Annotated in this window: 12 protein-coding genes and 1 pseudogene; 10 read left to right on the top strand and 3 right to left on the bottom strand. The window is 45.4% G+C overall.

Going from position 1 to position 15,326, the window contains the following annotated elements; all coding sequences use genetic code 11:
• Positions 1-397: hypothetical protein (locus Q0256_RS09125; protein ID WP_297962381.1), on the top strand; the 397-nt coding region annotated here is incomplete at its 5' end.
• Between the two features lie 16 nt (positions 398-413).
• Here the strand turns inward: Q0256_RS09125 and hemH are convergent.
• Entirely contained in the window at positions 414-1,490 is a 1,077-nt protein-coding gene (gene hemH, locus Q0256_RS09120) for a ferrochelatase (RefSeq protein ID WP_297962379.1), read from the bottom strand.
• Positions 1,487-2,359 (bottom strand): Gfo/Idh/MocA family oxidoreductase, encoded by an 873-nt coding sequence (locus Q0256_RS09115; protein WP_297962377.1) that lies wholly within the window; start codon positions 2,357-2,359, stop codon positions 1,487-1,489. Before Q0256_RS09115 ends, hemH begins: the two co-directional genes overlap by 4 nt.
• A gap of 121 nt (positions 2,360-2,480) precedes the next feature.
• On the opposite strand from Q0256_RS09115, the gene alaS reads away from it, so the two are divergent.
• From alaS to Q0256_RS09070, 9 genes are all read left to right on the top strand, one after another.
• Positions 2,481-5,024: an alanine--tRNA ligase gene (alaS, locus tag Q0256_RS09110; protein ID WP_297962375.1), complete on the top strand. Its 2,544-nt coding sequence runs from the start codon at positions 2,481-2,483 to the stop codon at positions 5,022-5,024.
• Complete coding sequence (locus Q0256_RS09105; RefSeq protein WP_297962373.1) at positions 5,021-5,530, top strand: hypothetical protein; 510 nt, start codon at positions 5,021-5,023, stop codon at positions 5,528-5,530. Before alaS ends, Q0256_RS09105 begins: the two co-directional genes overlap by 4 nt.
• Positions 5,530-6,075, top strand: coding sequence for a septum formation inhibitor Maf (gene maf, locus Q0256_RS09100; RefSeq protein ID WP_297962371.1), 546 nt, complete (start codon positions 5,530-5,532; stop codon positions 6,073-6,075). Before Q0256_RS09105 ends, maf begins: the two co-directional genes overlap by 1 nt.
• A complete protein-coding gene (locus tag Q0256_RS09095; protein WP_297962369.1) occupies positions 6,069-7,979 on the top strand; it encodes a transglycosylase domain-containing protein in 1,911 nt (636 codons plus the stop codon). Before maf ends, Q0256_RS09095 begins: the two co-directional genes overlap by 7 nt.
• Before the next feature lie 145 nt (positions 7,980-8,124).
• Entirely contained in the window at positions 8,125-8,775 is a 651-nt protein-coding gene (locus tag Q0256_RS09090; RefSeq protein ID WP_297962367.1) for a hypothetical protein, read from the top strand.
• Between the two features lie 837 nt (positions 8,776-9,612).
• Positions 9,613-11,850 (top strand): nitric-oxide reductase large subunit, encoded by a 2,238-nt coding sequence (locus Q0256_RS09085; protein ID WP_297962365.1) that lies wholly within the window; start codon positions 9,613-9,615, stop codon positions 11,848-11,850.
• A 276-nt stretch (positions 11,851-12,126) separates the two neighbouring features.
• Entirely contained in the window at positions 12,127-12,570 is a 444-nt protein-coding gene (locus Q0256_RS09080; RefSeq protein WP_297962363.1) for a GatB/YqeY domain-containing protein, read from the top strand.
• 128 nt (positions 12,571-12,698) lie between these two features.
• Positions 12,699-13,331 (top strand): hypothetical protein, encoded by a 633-nt coding sequence (locus Q0256_RS09075; protein ID WP_297962361.1) that lies wholly within the window; start codon positions 12,699-12,701, stop codon positions 13,329-13,331.
• A 196-nt stretch (positions 13,332-13,527) separates the two neighbouring features.
• Positions 13,528-14,016, top strand: coding sequence for a hypothetical protein (locus tag Q0256_RS09070; RefSeq protein WP_297962360.1), 489 nt, complete (start codon positions 13,528-13,530; stop codon positions 14,014-14,016).
• Between the two features lie 352 nt (positions 14,017-14,368).
• Here the strand turns inward: Q0256_RS09070 and Q0256_RS09065 are convergent.
• A pseudogene (locus tag Q0256_RS09065) lies at positions 14,369-15,326 on the bottom strand (hypothetical protein); the annotation flags it as partial.

Raw genomic sequence — 15,326 nt, 5'->3', positions numbered from 1 at the left:
TCCATTCGTATTTTCCGGTACTATAAAAGAACTTAAAAGGCACAAAGGACATTATCGTACGAAAGCCAATTGTGTAGTGTTAATCCAAAATAATAATAAAATCATCACTAGACGCTTTGTAGATGTAAAAATTTCAGAAGGAACATATATTTGTGATATATTTTTTAAAGAATATGTATTTAATCGATGTATAATCATGAATATGTCTGATTTTGTATTGAATAAGCTGAGCCGCTGCGATGATGGTTTGGTTTTATTTAAAGATACGACAAACATGAGCTATCTCTACAAAGGAAGAAAAACTAGCGTTATAGCTGGTATAATTTTAGTTTTAATAGCTTTTATATTTACTTTCAAGCTTCATATAGAATATAAAAAATCCAAACTAAAAGATTAAATTTTAATCTCTAAATTTACAGCGCTTGCGCGAGTATAAATTTCGCAAAATCCTCGCGGGAGTTCGGGCATTTGCACACTTCGTAGTATTTGTAACCTAGCTCGCGCGCCTGGGCCCTATAAAAAATATCCAGCTCAAAATCGGTCTCGGAGTTATCCACGCAAAACGCGATCGGAAATATGAGCGCTTTTTTGCTCTGCAGATCCCGCAAAACGTCCGCGATATTGGGCTCCAGCCACTTCACGGGGCCCAGGCGCGATTGATACGCCAAGATGATCTCTTTAAATTTAATCCCGCGCGCAGCGAGCAGATCTTGTAAAATCTCCACGTGCGCCTCTACCTGCGCCTCGTAGGGGTCGCCCGCGGCGATCATTTTTACAGGCAGCGAATGCGCGGAAAATATGAGCGAAATTTGCGAAATTTCATCCGCGCTAAATTTCGAGACGCACTCTGCGATTAAATTTAATAAAATTTCGTTGTAAGCGGCGCTATCGTAGAAAATATCAACTATCTTATAATTTTTTATCCCGAGCCGCTTAAGTGCCGCTTCGGCAGAGCACAGGCTCGATTGCACCGTAGTTTTCGAGAAGTGCGGATACAAAGGCATCAAAATTATCTCGTCAAAATCCGCGTATTTTTTAAGCACGTCCTCCGCAAAGGGCGGCGTGTAATTCATCGCATAATCGCAAACCAGCTCGTCTATCGGTTTTTCATCCTGCGGCGGCTCATTTGCAGCGCCTTGGAATTCTATCTCATTTTGAAATTTAGCTGCGCTCTGAAATTTTAAATTTTGTGCACTATCTGCATTTTCAAATTTTAATTCCGCGCCATATTTTGCTCGCGCGAGTAAATTTACCCGCTCGCAAAGCGCTTCGGTGATGGAGCATATCGGCGAGCGCCCGCCCAATTTTTCGTAGTTGCTGCGCGCCGATGCGGTTCTGCTTTTTACGATGAGCGCGGCTAAAACGCTACGCCAAAAATCGCTCTTAACGCCCAAAATAAAGGGGTCGTTAAACATATTTTTTAAAAAAACTTCAACCTCGCCCAGATTATTCGGGCCGCCCATGTTGAGTAAAATTAGGGCTTTTTTCATGAGATGATTTCTCGTATTTTTATAGCGTCCTCTACGCTTGCAAGTCCAGAGTCGGCGCTGCTATCGCACATCGTGCAAAATGCCTCGTGTTCGCGGCGCAACGAAAAATCGTCGCGATCGACGCGTAAATTTACGCGGCCTTCGGGGGTAATTTTAAAAAGAGTTATTGAGATTAGATCGCCGAAATACACACCGCTGTCGGTGCAAATCTCGATACCGTGGCGCCTGATCGGATAGAGATTGGACTGCATTAGCGTGCAATAGCAGCCGCTTTTTGTGTGAAGCGTCGCGCATGCGGCTAGAGTGCGCTCTTTAGAGATATTTTTGCTAAGTTCTATGCAGGCGATCTCGCTGTGAGAAAGCAGCCGCACAAGATCGATATCTCTAAAAAGGGCATTGGCTACGATATCTGCTCTATCATCGTTTGCAAAACCGCTTACGAAGCTCATCGAAAAAATTTTATCCCCCTTGGCTAGCTCGCGTAGCAAGGATACGATTACTGGATTGTAGCGGTCGGAGTAGCCTACGGCTAGGCGCGTGCCGTTAGTAGTGACTGCGTAGTTTATCTCTCTGGCTTCGGCTAGGCTTTGTGCGAGCGGAGATTCTACAAAGATATTTTTGGTAAACGGCAGGCATTTTAAAATCAGCTCTTTATGCGATGGCGGGGGAGCCGTGATGACTACGGCATCGGGCTTAGCGACGTTAAAAAGATCGGTTAGATTATCAAAGACCGGATAGCGCGGGCCGAAATTTTCACTGCTGCCCTTATGATAAAGCGCTACAAGCTCGAAATAATCGCTCCTTCTTAGCTCGCTGAAGTGCTTTTGACCAAGCTCGCCCATGCCTATGATCGCTATCTTTTTTTTCATCGCCATGCCCTAAATTTAATCTTTCGCGCCATTATAACTAAGAATGGTTAAAATTTATAATTTTTAAAATCTAATTTAGCTAAAATGCGCCTTTAAAATTTAACTTGAAATAGGACAAATCATGGATATTAGAAGCGAATATTTAAATTTCTTTGCAAGCAAGGGCCATCAGATCATCCCCAGCGCGCCGTTGGTGCCAGATGATGATAGCTTGCTGTTTACAAACGCGGGGATGGTGCCCTTTAAAAGCATATTCACAGGAGCCGTACCGCGTCCGACGCCGCCTATCCGCACGAGCTGTCAGACCTGCATCCGCGCCGGTGGCAAGCACAACGACCTAGACAACGTCGGCTACACTGCGCGCCATCATACATTTTTTGAGATGCTTGGAAATTTCAGCTTCGGCGAGTATTTCAAAGAGCAGGCGATCGCCTATGCGTGGGAGTTCGTAACCGAAATTTTAAAGCTTCCCAAAGACAAACTTTACGTCACCGTGCACGAGAAAGACGACGAAGCGTTTGGGTTCTGGGCGCAGCACATAGCGCAGGAGCGCATCTACCGCTTCGGCGATCACGATAATTTTTGGGCGATGGGCGATACCGGGCCGTGCGGGCCGTGCAGCGAAATTTTTTACGATCAGGGTGAGGAGCATTTTCACTCATCCGAGGATTATATGGGCGGCGACGGCGACCGCTTTTTAGAGATTTGGAATTTAGTTTTCATGCAGTACGAGCGCAGCAAAGACGGCAAGCTTAGCCCGCTTCCAAAGCCTAGCATCGACACGGGCATGGGCCTTGAGCGCGTCACGGCGATTAAAGAAGGCAAGTTTAGCAACTACGACAGCTCGCTTTTTATGCCGCTAATTGATGAGGTTGCAAAGCTTTGCGGCAAACCTTACGTTTATGAAAGCGGCGCGAGCTATCGCGTCATCGCCGATCATATTCGCTCGGTTACGTTTTTGCTAGCCCAGGGAACAAATTTTAATCGCGAGGGTAGGGGATATGTTTTGCGTAGAATTCTGCGCCGTGCCGTTCGCCACGGCTATCTGCTCGGTATAAAAGAGCCCTTTATGTATCGCCTCGTGGATAAAGTATGCGAGCTGATGGGCGGGCACTATGCCTATCTGAATGAGAAAAAGCAAGCCGTAAAGGAGCAGATCAAACTCGAAGAGGAGCGGTTTTTCGCCACTTTGGCAAACGGCATCGAGCTTTTTAACGAGGAGCTTGCACGCACTAAAGAAATTTTTAGCGGCGAGGTCGCGTTTAAGTTATATGATACCTACGGCTTTCCGCTCGATCTGACCGCCGATATGCTGCGCGAGAAAAATTTGCGCGTGGATGAGGCTAAATTTGACGCGCTTATGAGCGAGCAAAGGCAGATAGCTAAAGCCGCATGGAAGGGCAGTGGCGATAAAAACGTCCGTGGCGATTTTAAGGCGCTGCTAGAGAAATTCGGCGAGAATAAATTTAGCGGTTACGAAGAGCTTAGCCGCACGAGCAAGGTTTTAGCGCTACTTAACGAGGATTTTGCGGAAGTGGATGAGCTCAAAGCCGGTGATATCGGCTGGGCGATGTTTGATATCACTCCGTTTTATGCACAAAGCGGCGGTCAAACGGGCGATAGCGGCGAAGTGGAGTCCATAGCCGATGTGTTTGATACGCAGAAATTTTATGGGCTAAATTTATCCCACTTGCGCCTTAATCGTAACCTAAAAATTGGCGATATCGTCGGGCTCAAGGTTTCTGAGGAGCGTGAGCAGATTGCACGTCATCACAGCGCGACGCATCTTTTGCACGCGGCGCTTCGTGCGGTACTAGGGGCTCATATAGCTCAAGCAGGAAGCTTAGTCGAAGCGGACCGCTTAAGATTTGACTTCTCGCATCCTAAAGCACTTAGCGACGAGGAGCTAGCTAAAATTGAGGAATTTGTAAATAATGCCGTTTGCAAGGGCTGTGCGGCAAAAACTGAGATTATGGATATAGATGACGCTAAAAACAGCGGTGCAATCGCGCTTTTTGGCGAAAAATACGGCTCAAAAGTGCGCGTTGTGAGCTTCGGAGAGATTAGTAAGGAGCTTTGCGGCGGAATTCACGTGCGTAATTTAAGCGAGATAGGACCGTTTTTTATCGTCAAAGAAAGCGGCGTAAGTGCGGGTGTTAGGCGTATCGAGGCAGTTTGTTCGCGCGCTGCTTTAAATTTGGCACTTCAAAATCGCGCTAAGCTTGCTGAAATTTCTGCGGAGCTAAAAGGGATTGAGCCTCTCCGCGCGATTGAGAAATTAAAAGATGAGATCAGATCGCTAAAAGATCAGATCAAGCATGCAAGCAGTTCTCATGCACTGGCTTTTCTAAATGTCGGTGATACTAAACTTTGCGTAGCCTCAGTCGAAAGCGGTGATATAAAAACTATGATAGATGAGTTTAAAAATAGCCACGAAAAGGCGGCGATAATGCTGATGCAAGTAGGCACCGACGGCAAAATTTCAATCGCGGCGGGCGTTAAAAACGCGCCGATCAAAGCTGGCGAGTGGGTTAAGCTAGCAGCGCAAATTTTAGGCGGCGGCGGCGGCGGGCGCGACGATTTTGCGACCGCAGGCGGCAGGGACGTGCTAAAAATCGAAGAAGCGATCAAAGAGGCGATCTCTTACGCAAAAGGTAAAATTTGAACGAGATCGATTCGAGCTTCATCAAAGCCTCGCAAATTTTGCCGCTGATTCACATTTTAAGCGTGATTTTTTTGGTCTGCGCGCAGATCTGCGTATTTTTGATCGCGCGGATTTTTATGAATTTAAGCAGTAAAAACCAAGCGGATGCGAAGGATGTAAAATTTACAGAAATTTTGCGATATATGAAACGCTATGAGCAGTTCTTTGCACTATTTTTGGTGATCGTTTGCGTAAGTGGATTTTTTCTTGCGGACGGCGGAGGTTTTAAATTTTCAGATCCTATGGTAAAAGGCGCGATTGCCACGCTGTGGGCTGGCGCCGGCTTTATACTACTAAATTTTATCTACATGCATTATAAAATTTTATCTTTGAAGCGAGCTTTGGATGCGGGCGATGAGCTTGAGGCGAATGAGCATTTAATCATCGTCGTTAAATATTTCATCCCGCTAAATATCGTAGTCACGCTGATTTGCGTTTATCTAGGCGTGACGGTGGGCGAGTTTTGATGATCTATTTAGCTTCCAGCTCGCCTACTAGAGCGCAAATTCTAAAGGATAACGGCGTAGAATTTACGCAAATTCCTTTTAATTTCGACGAAAGCGGCATTAGTAAGGACGATGCACGTACCTATGCTTACCGCGTTGTCTTGGCCAAGAAAACGCAGTTTTTTAAAATTTATAAAAATTATGATAGAGTGCTGTTTGCCGATAGCTCTGTGCTTGCTAGTGGCGAAATTTTAGGCAAGGCGCGGGATGAAGCGGACGCGTTAAGGATGCTGCGAGCTCAAAGCGGTGCTAGCTGCGCCGTTTATACTGCGATGATTTTTTGCAGTAAGGCGCTAGAGCTTTCGGCACTTAGCGTCGCAAGCTTTGAATTTGCGGAATTTAATGAAGCGGATTTAAAAAGCTATATCGCTAGCGGTGATTGGCGCGGCAAGGCGGGTGCGATGAGTATCGAAGGCTTTAACGAAAAATATATCAAAAGCTCGCGTGGGTCAAAATTCACGGCGATGGGGCTTGATCTGGAAATTTTAAAGAGGTTTGTATGGTAAGAGTTTTATTTAGTTTTATTACGGTTTGTGCGTTTGCCGCAGGCGGGATTTTTTTGTATTTTTACTCGCAAATCCGCTTGGAATCGGACTCGATCATCGATTATCATCCCGAGCTTACGACTAAAATTTATGACCGCAACGGCAATTTGATAGCCAATGTTTTTAATGAACAAAATAGAATTTACGTAAAATTCGACGAGATTCCAGGCCGCGTGATCGAGGCGCTCGTAGCTATCGAGGATACGGCGTTTTTCGAACACGGCGGCGTGAATGTCGAGGCGATTTTTAGGGCGATTATTAAGGATGTCAAAGCGATGAAATTCGTCGAAGGGGCTTCCACGATTACGCAGCAGATCACGCGAAATTTAGTTCTTTCGAGCGAAAAGAAGCTTGATCGCAAGATCAAAGAAGCGATCCTATCGCTTAAGATAGAAAACGCTCTAAGCAAGGAACAAATTCTAGAGCGTTACTTCAACGAAGTGTATTTCGGGCACGGATATTACGGCATCCGCACGGCGGCCTTGGGATATTTCAAAAAGGATTTGCAAGATTTAAGCCTTAAAGAGATTGCGATTTTAGTGGGCTTGCCGAAAGCTCCTAGCAGCTTCGATCCTACTAAGCACCTGGATTTGTCGCTTTCGCGCGCCAATAACGTGATTTATAGGATGCATGAGCTCGGCTGGATAAATAAGACCGAATATGAGCTTGCGATGAACGAGCAGCCTACGATCTACAACGAAACGCTCACGCAAAACGTAGCGCCGTATGCCGTAGATGAGATAATAAAAGAAGCGGAAAAAATTCTACCGGACGTCCGCACGGGCGGATACCGCATAGATACGAGCCTTGATCTAAAGGCGCAGGCGATGGCACAAGAGGCATTAGTTTTCGGCTACAATGAAATTTTAAAGCGCAACAAAGACGCCAATGCAAGCAACGTAAACGGCGCTATGGTCGTCACGCGTCCGCAAAACGGCGAAATTTTAGCCTTAGTAGGCGGCGTGGATTACGCGAAATCAAATTTCAATCGCGCCAGCCAATCCCAGCGCCAAACCGGCTCTAGTTTTAAGCCTTTCGTCTATCAAATCGCCCTTGATATGGGCTACTCGACGATGACCGAAGTTCCCGATATAGCTAGAGAATTCGACGACGGCAGCGATAAAACGTGGAAGCCGAAAAATTATGACAAGACTTACAGCGGCTACATCACGATCAAAGAAGCTTTAACTCGCTCGCGCAACCTTGCCTCGATCAATCTGATGCAATCTATCGGCGTTGATCGCGCGGTAAAAAAGCTGGGCGAGTTCGGCTTTAAAAACGTCCCGCCTGCCCTGTCGGTGGCTATCGGCAGCTACGGAATTTCGCCGCTTGAATACTCCACGATGTATTCGATGTTCCCGGGGCTTGGGATTACTGCAAAATCAAAATTTATCGTTTCGATTACCGATAAGGACGGCAAAACTCGCTTTATAGAGCCTGAGCGCCGTCGCGTGCTGCGCCCTGAACAGGCGTATCTGATGACTACGCTGCTAAAAAATATCGTGCAGCGCGGCACCGGCACTCGCGCGCGCGTACAGGGCATCGACATAGCTGGCAAAACAGGCACCTCAAATGATAGCATAGATGCATGGTTTTGCGGCTTTACGCCGGATTTGCAGATCATAATCTGGTATGGCAACGACGATTATAAACCTATGCGAAAGGTCGAAGGCGGCGGTCGCACCGCAGCACCGGTGTTTGCAAAATTTTTAGATGCCTATTTAAAAGAATATCCGCAAACCAAGCGCAACTTCACCGTCCCGGACGGCGTTTTCAGTCGCCAATACAACGGCAAAGACGAGTATTACACTAAAATTTCGCCACTTCCTAAACCTCGCGAAAGTAGCAGCGACGGATCGTTTTAAATTTAGAGCAAATCCAAATTTAATTCACTTTCGGAAGCCCTTGCATAGATTGCGTTTATTACACAAACTATAAATATGCTAATTTTATAGTTTGTATAAGGTTGTAGGCGCTAAAATGCGTAATCATTTTATTTAGGGGTCAAGATTGCAGGATTTAGATTTTGAAAGTAAAAAGATAAGAATAGAAAATACTCGTGTAAAATTCGGCAAATTTTTTACGAAATTATGTTTTATATATTTTTTATATTCTCTTAGCGCCTTTATAATTCCTAAAAATATTTTAGATATTTCTCCTGTGTGCTTAAATTTCGTAAATTTTATGAAAAGCTATTTTCCAAATATCGAAATTATCGGTAGTATTAGCCCATACACCCAACTTTCTGAATTTTACGTTAGTATTATGTGGATATACGGGATTATTATTTTTGCGGTTTCTAGCTTATATTCATTGGTTTATTATATTTACTTTTGCAGATATGATGATGATTTTATATTGCTTTCAAAAAAGAAGTGTGAAAACGATTGCCCGTTTTTGTTGCTTCCGTTTATGTTTGGTCTTGGTATTTTTATGTTTGAGGTTTATTATACCGGATATTTTGCAAGCAGCGGTATAAGCATAAGAACAAGCCATTTTATGCCGGAATTTCAAAGTAGATTTTCAATTTTTGGATATATCATTTTCTTTCAATCCGGTTTTTCTCTTTCGGGTTCCGTAATATTAATGTCTACATTCGAATTTATTTACAAAATATATTTCTATTTAAAAGGAGTGAAAGATGCAGAGCAAAGTCAATGAAAAGAGCGGTGTATTGAATTAAAAATTTGGAGTATTATCGTATGGAATTTCAAAGTTATAAATCTGAAATGCCTCTTTTTATGATCAAAGATTATTGGACTAAAATCAGCACAGAATGCTATTTAATATTAGCTGTATTTTTAGTTATATTTCTATTTTTCTGCAGAGGAAGCGCTTGGGCATATCAATTTTTAGGAGCTGTTACTTTTTTGGTAGGAATTTTATTTATTAATAAACATAAATTTTTAAATTTCTATTCCGATAGAATAGAATATAATTCTTTATGCAAAAATTATAACGACGTATATTCGATACATAAAAGTGTAAAGACTTCTAATTTTGATAAAATCGCTATTTATAAATTTTCTGGACTCGTGATTGAAGACGCTTGCAAATACAATGCCAATATAACTAGGTTTAAAAAATTTCTCTTGCTAATTTTATCGTACGCTCTGCATCCGATAAATCTTCTTTGTTTCGGTGTACTTAAAATTTTTAAGAAGAATAGATGGCATAAATTTAAATGTTCTAATTTTATTAGATAGTACTCATAGTAATTATTTTGCCATTCCGCTAACTATGTTAAGTGAGTATGAACGAGTAAATTTGAAAAAGTATTTAAAAGACAAACTAAATCTAAATCTTGATAATATTGAAATCAGGGATAGATTTGTAGATATAAATTTTATATAAAATTTTCTAAAATACCTTATTCCAGTATACTTTAATAAATTCCAGCTTAAGCAGATAAATTTTATCTTTTTATTGACGAGCCTCAATGCTTATAGAAATTTAAATGGGTAGAATTCTCTCCTAATTTCAGTTAAAGGAGTGGGAATGAGAGAATATAAAAAGCTCTGGATGGCGCTCGTAGTGGTGCTCATCGTGGGCTTTAGTTTCTTGGGTTTTTACGGCGGCGAGGTGTATAGGCAGTCTCCGCCGGTGGTAAAATTTACCGATGCTAGCGGAGCTGAGCTAATCAGCACCGAGCGCATTTACCGCGGACAGGAGGCCTGGCAGAGCATCGGCGGTATGCAGGTGGGCTCGATTTGGGGTCACGGCGCGTATCAGGCGCCCGATTGGAGCGCGGATTGGCTGCATAAGGAGCTGGTTGCGTTTATGGATATCAAGGCGCAGGAGCGCTTCGGAGCGAAATTTGACGCTTTGAGCGATGAACAAAAGGCGCAAATTAAGGCGCTTACAAAGGCCGAGTACCGCACTAACACCGTAAAAGAGGGCACCGTTAAGCTAAGCGATGATCGCTTAAAGGCTATGGCTGTCGTAAAAGACGAGTACATGGGCGTTTTCGGAAACGATCCGCGCTTTAAAAAGCTTCGCGAGGATTACGCGATGAAGGAAAATACGCTCGCAAACGAGCAACACCGCGCCGAGCTCGTGGATTTCATCTTTTGGACTGCGTGGGCGGTTTCTACGGATCGTCCGGGCGGAGAGGCGACCTATACCAATAACTGGCCGCACGAGCCGCTAATAGACAATGTCCCTACCACGGAAAACGTCGTTTGGACGATCGCAAGCCTCGTTATTTTGCTTACCGGCATCGGCCTGCTAGTGTGGTTTGGAAATTTCTACGGCAAAAAGGACGAGGATTTCGAGGCTCCTGCGAAGCTTAGCGCAGATCCGATCGCCGCTTTGGCGCTTACGCCGTCGCAAAAGGCGCTTGGCAAATATCTTTTCGTAGCGGTTGCATTGTTTGCATTTCAGGCCTTCATCGGCGGCTTTGTTGCGCACTATACGATCGAGGGTCAGTCCTTTTTCGGGCTTGATATTTCGCAATATATCCCTTACTCGCTAGCTCGCACCTGGCACGTGCAGGCGTCCATTTTCTGGATCGCTACGGGCTTTTTGGCGGCGGGATTGTTTCTAGCTCCGATCATCAACGGCGGCAAGGATCCGAAATTTCAAAAGCTCGGCGTGGACGTGCTTTTCTACGCGCTTCTTTTCTTGGTCGTCGGCAGCTTCGCGGGCGAATACATGGCGATTGCGGGTAAGATGGATCCAAGCAGCAGTTTCTGGATCGGACATCAAGGATACGAGTATTTAGACCTCGGTAGAATTTGGCAGCTGATACTGTTCGTGGGTCTTGTGATCTGGATGGTACTCGTGCTTCGCGGCTTTATCGCGGGCTTTAGAGCCGAGGGCGATAAGAATTTATTAGCGATCTTTACCGCTTCGGTTATCGCCGTGGGGCTTTTTTACGGCGCGGGTCTATTTTACGGACAGCGCTCGCCGATCCCGGTAATGGAGTACTGGCGCTGGTGGGTTGTGCACCTTTGGGTCGAGGGATTTTTTGAGGTTTTCGCAACGGCGTCTTTGGCGTTCGTATTCGCGTCCTTGGGCTTAGTAAGCAAGAAATTTGCCACCTACACCTCGATTGCTAGCGCATCGATTTTCCTAATCGGTGGAATTCCTGGCACCTTCCACCACCTCTATTTTGCGGGCACCACTACGCCGATAATGGCTGTGGGTGCGAGCTTTTCGGCGCTTGAGGTCGTGCCTTTGGTGCTTTTGGGTTCGGAGGCGTTTCATTACTACAAGCTTCAATTCGCGCAGGATTGGGCCAAGCGTCTAAAATGGCCGCTTTACTGCTTCATTGCCGTGGCGTTTTGGAATATGCTGGGCGCGGGCGTTTTCGGCTTTTTAATCAACCCGCCGCTTGCGCTGTTTTACATCCAGGGCTTAAACACCACCGCGGTGCACGCACATACGGCGCTATTTGGCGTATACGGCTTTTTGGCGCTCGGCTTCGTGTGGCTCGTGGCGCTGTATATTTACAAAGACAAAAGCTTCGACGATACGCTGATGAAGATCGGCTTTTGGGCGCTAAATGCGGGTCTGCTTCTAATGGTGCTGATTTCGCTTCTTCCGGTTGGAATTTTGCAGGCGTTTGCGGCGATCGACGTTGGTATGTGGTATGCAAGAAGCGCGGAATTTTTGCAAAAAGATAGCCTCTACGGGCTCCGCTGGGCGCGCATTATCGGCGATACGATCTTTTTGGTTGGAAGCGTGTGCTTCTTGCTTCAAATCGTGCGAATGATATTCTCACGCGTTAAATAGAGCTTTCGCGAGCTTTAATTACTCGCTTTGCCTCGCAGGAATTTTATGTTCTTGCGAGGCTTTTTAAATTTAACGCACTTCGCGCGAGCCTTTTTTCTGCAAATGGGAGCTACGCGCGAGTCTTTGCCGCAGACGATACCCGCGGCTAGTTTTAAATTTAGCCGCAAATCACTCTAAATCTTTAAAATTTTAAAATTTCATCCTCTTAAATTTACCCGAGCCAAATTTTAAATTTGCTACAATTACCGCCGAAATTTCAATCTCAAGGAGTGGAAAATGGGTGTGCGAGAGCAAATTTTAGAAGACATTAAAACGGCGATGAAGAGCGGCGATCACTTCCGCAGAGACAGCCTGCGGATGCTTAACGCCGCGCTTAAGCAGGTCGAGGTGGACGAGCGCATCAGCCTTAGCGACGAGCGCGTCTTTAGCATACTTCAAAGCGAGATCAAGCGCCGAAACGACTCCGTACAGCAGTATCGCGCGGGCGGTCGCGACGATCTGGTGCAAAAAGAGCAGGGTGAGATCGAGATCATCGCGTCCTATCTGCCAGCGCAGCTAAGCGATGCCGAGCTTGCCGCTGCGGTTGGCTCGCTAATCGCGCAGCTCGGTGCGAGCGGCGCAAAGGATATGGGGCGCGTGATGAAAGCCGCCAAGGAAGCGTTCGGCTCAAGAGTGGACGGCAAGCGGCTGAGCGAGGCGGTCAAAGCGACACTGAAGTAGTCTGCGTTTGAGGCTAAATTTCGGCTACGGCTAAATTGTATCGACGTAAAATTTCGCCGCTGAAATTTTTTGAGATAGAGCTTTGGCTTTGGAATTCATACGCTAATTTAAAATTTTAAAGGATCATTATGAAAAAATTTATCGCGGTTTTACTAGCTGTCCTGCTTGTGGGATGCCAGTGCAAACAAAACGTAGTGCCTGGGGCGAACGAAACGCCCGAAAAGATCATGGCATTTTTCATAAACGATGGCAAGGAATACATCGTAGGCGAGAAACTCAGCTATGTCCTAACGAACGGCTCGTCGCTTAAGAATATCTCGGAATTTTACGATGGCGGATACGCCAAAGGGCTTAAGCGCGAGTTTGTACAGATCGAAGTAACCGATGCTAAAAACGGCGAGGCGCGCGGTAGCTTCAGTGCTTTTTTAAACTCTGCCGCAGGAGCAGACGTCGCCAAAATCAAAGCCCTGGCAGATCGCATCGAAATCGATGAGAAAAAAGGCGAGATCGAGGTTATTTTTAACTTTGATGCGCGAGTAGTGCAGATCAAAAATCTTAGCGAAATAATGAAGCCAAGCGATAGGCTGCGCTCCCCGATCCCGGCAAACATCGAGGTTAGACCTGAACGCTGCGAGGGCAACGCCCTATTGGATACGCTAGGCATCATCGTGGCTATACCGGTGGTAATCGTGGGCGTAGTGCTATTTCTGCCCGTCGGGGCGATGGAGGCGCTTGCGATGCAGCATAGCTCGCGATCATAAAAGCCGTGAAATTCCGTATCTTGCAGCGAAACTTACAATGTAATGATCGATGAAGCTCGGCGAAATTTGGCATAACTTAGATCGTAAGTTCGATCTATTTATGATCGCATTTTATTTGGCGGCGATGTGGTACGGATTTCTTTTTAGCTTGAATCCTAAAAGCTTAGATGATCTGAAAATTGCACACGGAATAATCATGGATGTCAGAAGCGATGATGGGCGCGAATATATGCAGATTTTTACGGACGAGCGCAAATTTATCAAAGTCTTTTTAAATAGCGATACGGATAACTTAACCTACTTTTATAAAAATAAAATTTTGCTCAATGCGGCAATTGTTGAAGCTAATTTTAAGCGCTCAGGAGCGGACGAGTGGCAAGGCGTAAATATTAAGCCTTCTATCTCGCTAATCGCATACGAATGGCTGGAAGGCAAGCGAGTTAAAGCTTGGTATCAAAGCCGTCCGTTTCCGTTTCTGGGTCGCGGCACGGCATATCAAGTTTTATTTTTGGATTACAATGCAAGCATCGATCCGCCGCAGCGCGAGTATCTGATGAAATTCAGATATGACAAATACGCTACGATGGATGATAAATTTACGGCTACGGTAGTTGGAATTTTGACGCTCATTTTTCTTATGATAGTGGCGGGCAAATTTTATCTAGCATGGCGTCTGCTGCAATAAACATTGCGCCGCGAAATTTTAGCGGCAGCAAGAAAACACGGCACGCAGTATCGATACGAAGCACTTTAAAAGACGCTAGGCTCGGCGCATAAAATTTTATCGCAGATAGCAGCGCAAGCAGGATAAGTTTACGGCGATAAATTTAAATCGTCATCAAAAACAGACCGAAACGAGATTTAAAATTTTGATAAATAGCGTACGCCGAGTTTTGAAATTTTGCGGCTCTAGCTGCGCCAGCTAGCTCTAAATTTTAAAATTTAAACTGCTCGAGGTTTCAAAATTTTAAAATTTTAAATTTCGCGCTCGTTTAGCAGCATCCATAAATTCCAAACGTCAAATGGGGGCGGATGGGCTAAAATAGCCCATTTATCAGCCCCTTAATCGCGTCCGATTTCTCCTTTTTCGCGTCGTTTTTGCTGCTATTATCGTCCTTTTTCACGCCGAAAAGCTTGTCGATACCCTTTCCGATCTGCTTGTCGAGCTTGCCCTTTAGATAGTCCGATTGGATATTGTATTTCGGCTCTTTGATCGTGCCGGTGATGTTTATTTCAAGATCGGTCTTTTCGATATTTGCTTTAACCGGCACCGAAATCGCACCCGTTTTGCTATCCAGCGTGCCACCGGTGACGTTTAGCTTGCTTTTTTGCGCGCTCATATCGGCGTTGAAATTGATTAAATTTTGCTTGATCGTGCCGTTTACTTTGGCGTCGTTATAGACCTCGCTGCCTAGATCGCGACCTAAAATTTTGCCGATTTTATCGATCAATCCGCCGCTAGGAAGGCGGCCGTTGTTGATGATCGCGTCGAATTTTCCGCTGTGCGAGCTCGTATTATACGTAAGATTTGCGTTGCCCGTGCCGTCGTAGACGTGATCGATATTTAGAAGCGTCGTAAGCTCTTTGACGATGAAATTTTGGATTTTAAAGTTCGCTTCATCGCCCGCGATCTGTCCGTTTAGCTCACCGCCCGCAACCTTGGAATTTATGGTCGCAAACAGGCTCTTGCCGTCATGCGAAAGCTCGCCCGTCGCAGCAATTTTGCCGTTTAGTCTGCGATTTAAGAAAAACTCCAGTCGCTGCAGGCTCGGGATCAGCAGCGCGTAGTTTGCTTTAAGCGCTTTGTTTTTAAGCTCGTAGGTGCCGTTTAAGCTCTGAAGCTGCGCCAGATCGGAGTTTGCGCTTACGCTAAAGGTCGCGACTGAGTTTTTGATATTTGTCTGCGCCTGCGCGTCCGCTTTTAGATCGCTCGGGAAGTTCTTGCCCGTCGCGCCGTCTAAAAATTTCTTAAAAATCACGCCGCTAGCGAGCGAA

The sequence above is a fragment of the uncultured Campylobacter sp. genome, from assembly GCF_937949835.1.
In the GTDB taxonomy this organism is placed as follows: domain Bacteria; phylum Campylobacterota; class Campylobacteria; order Campylobacterales; family Campylobacteraceae; genus Campylobacter_B.
The sequence above is the reverse complement of the archived record's forward strand: the minus strand, read 5'-3'. Positions and strand labels throughout refer to the sequence as shown.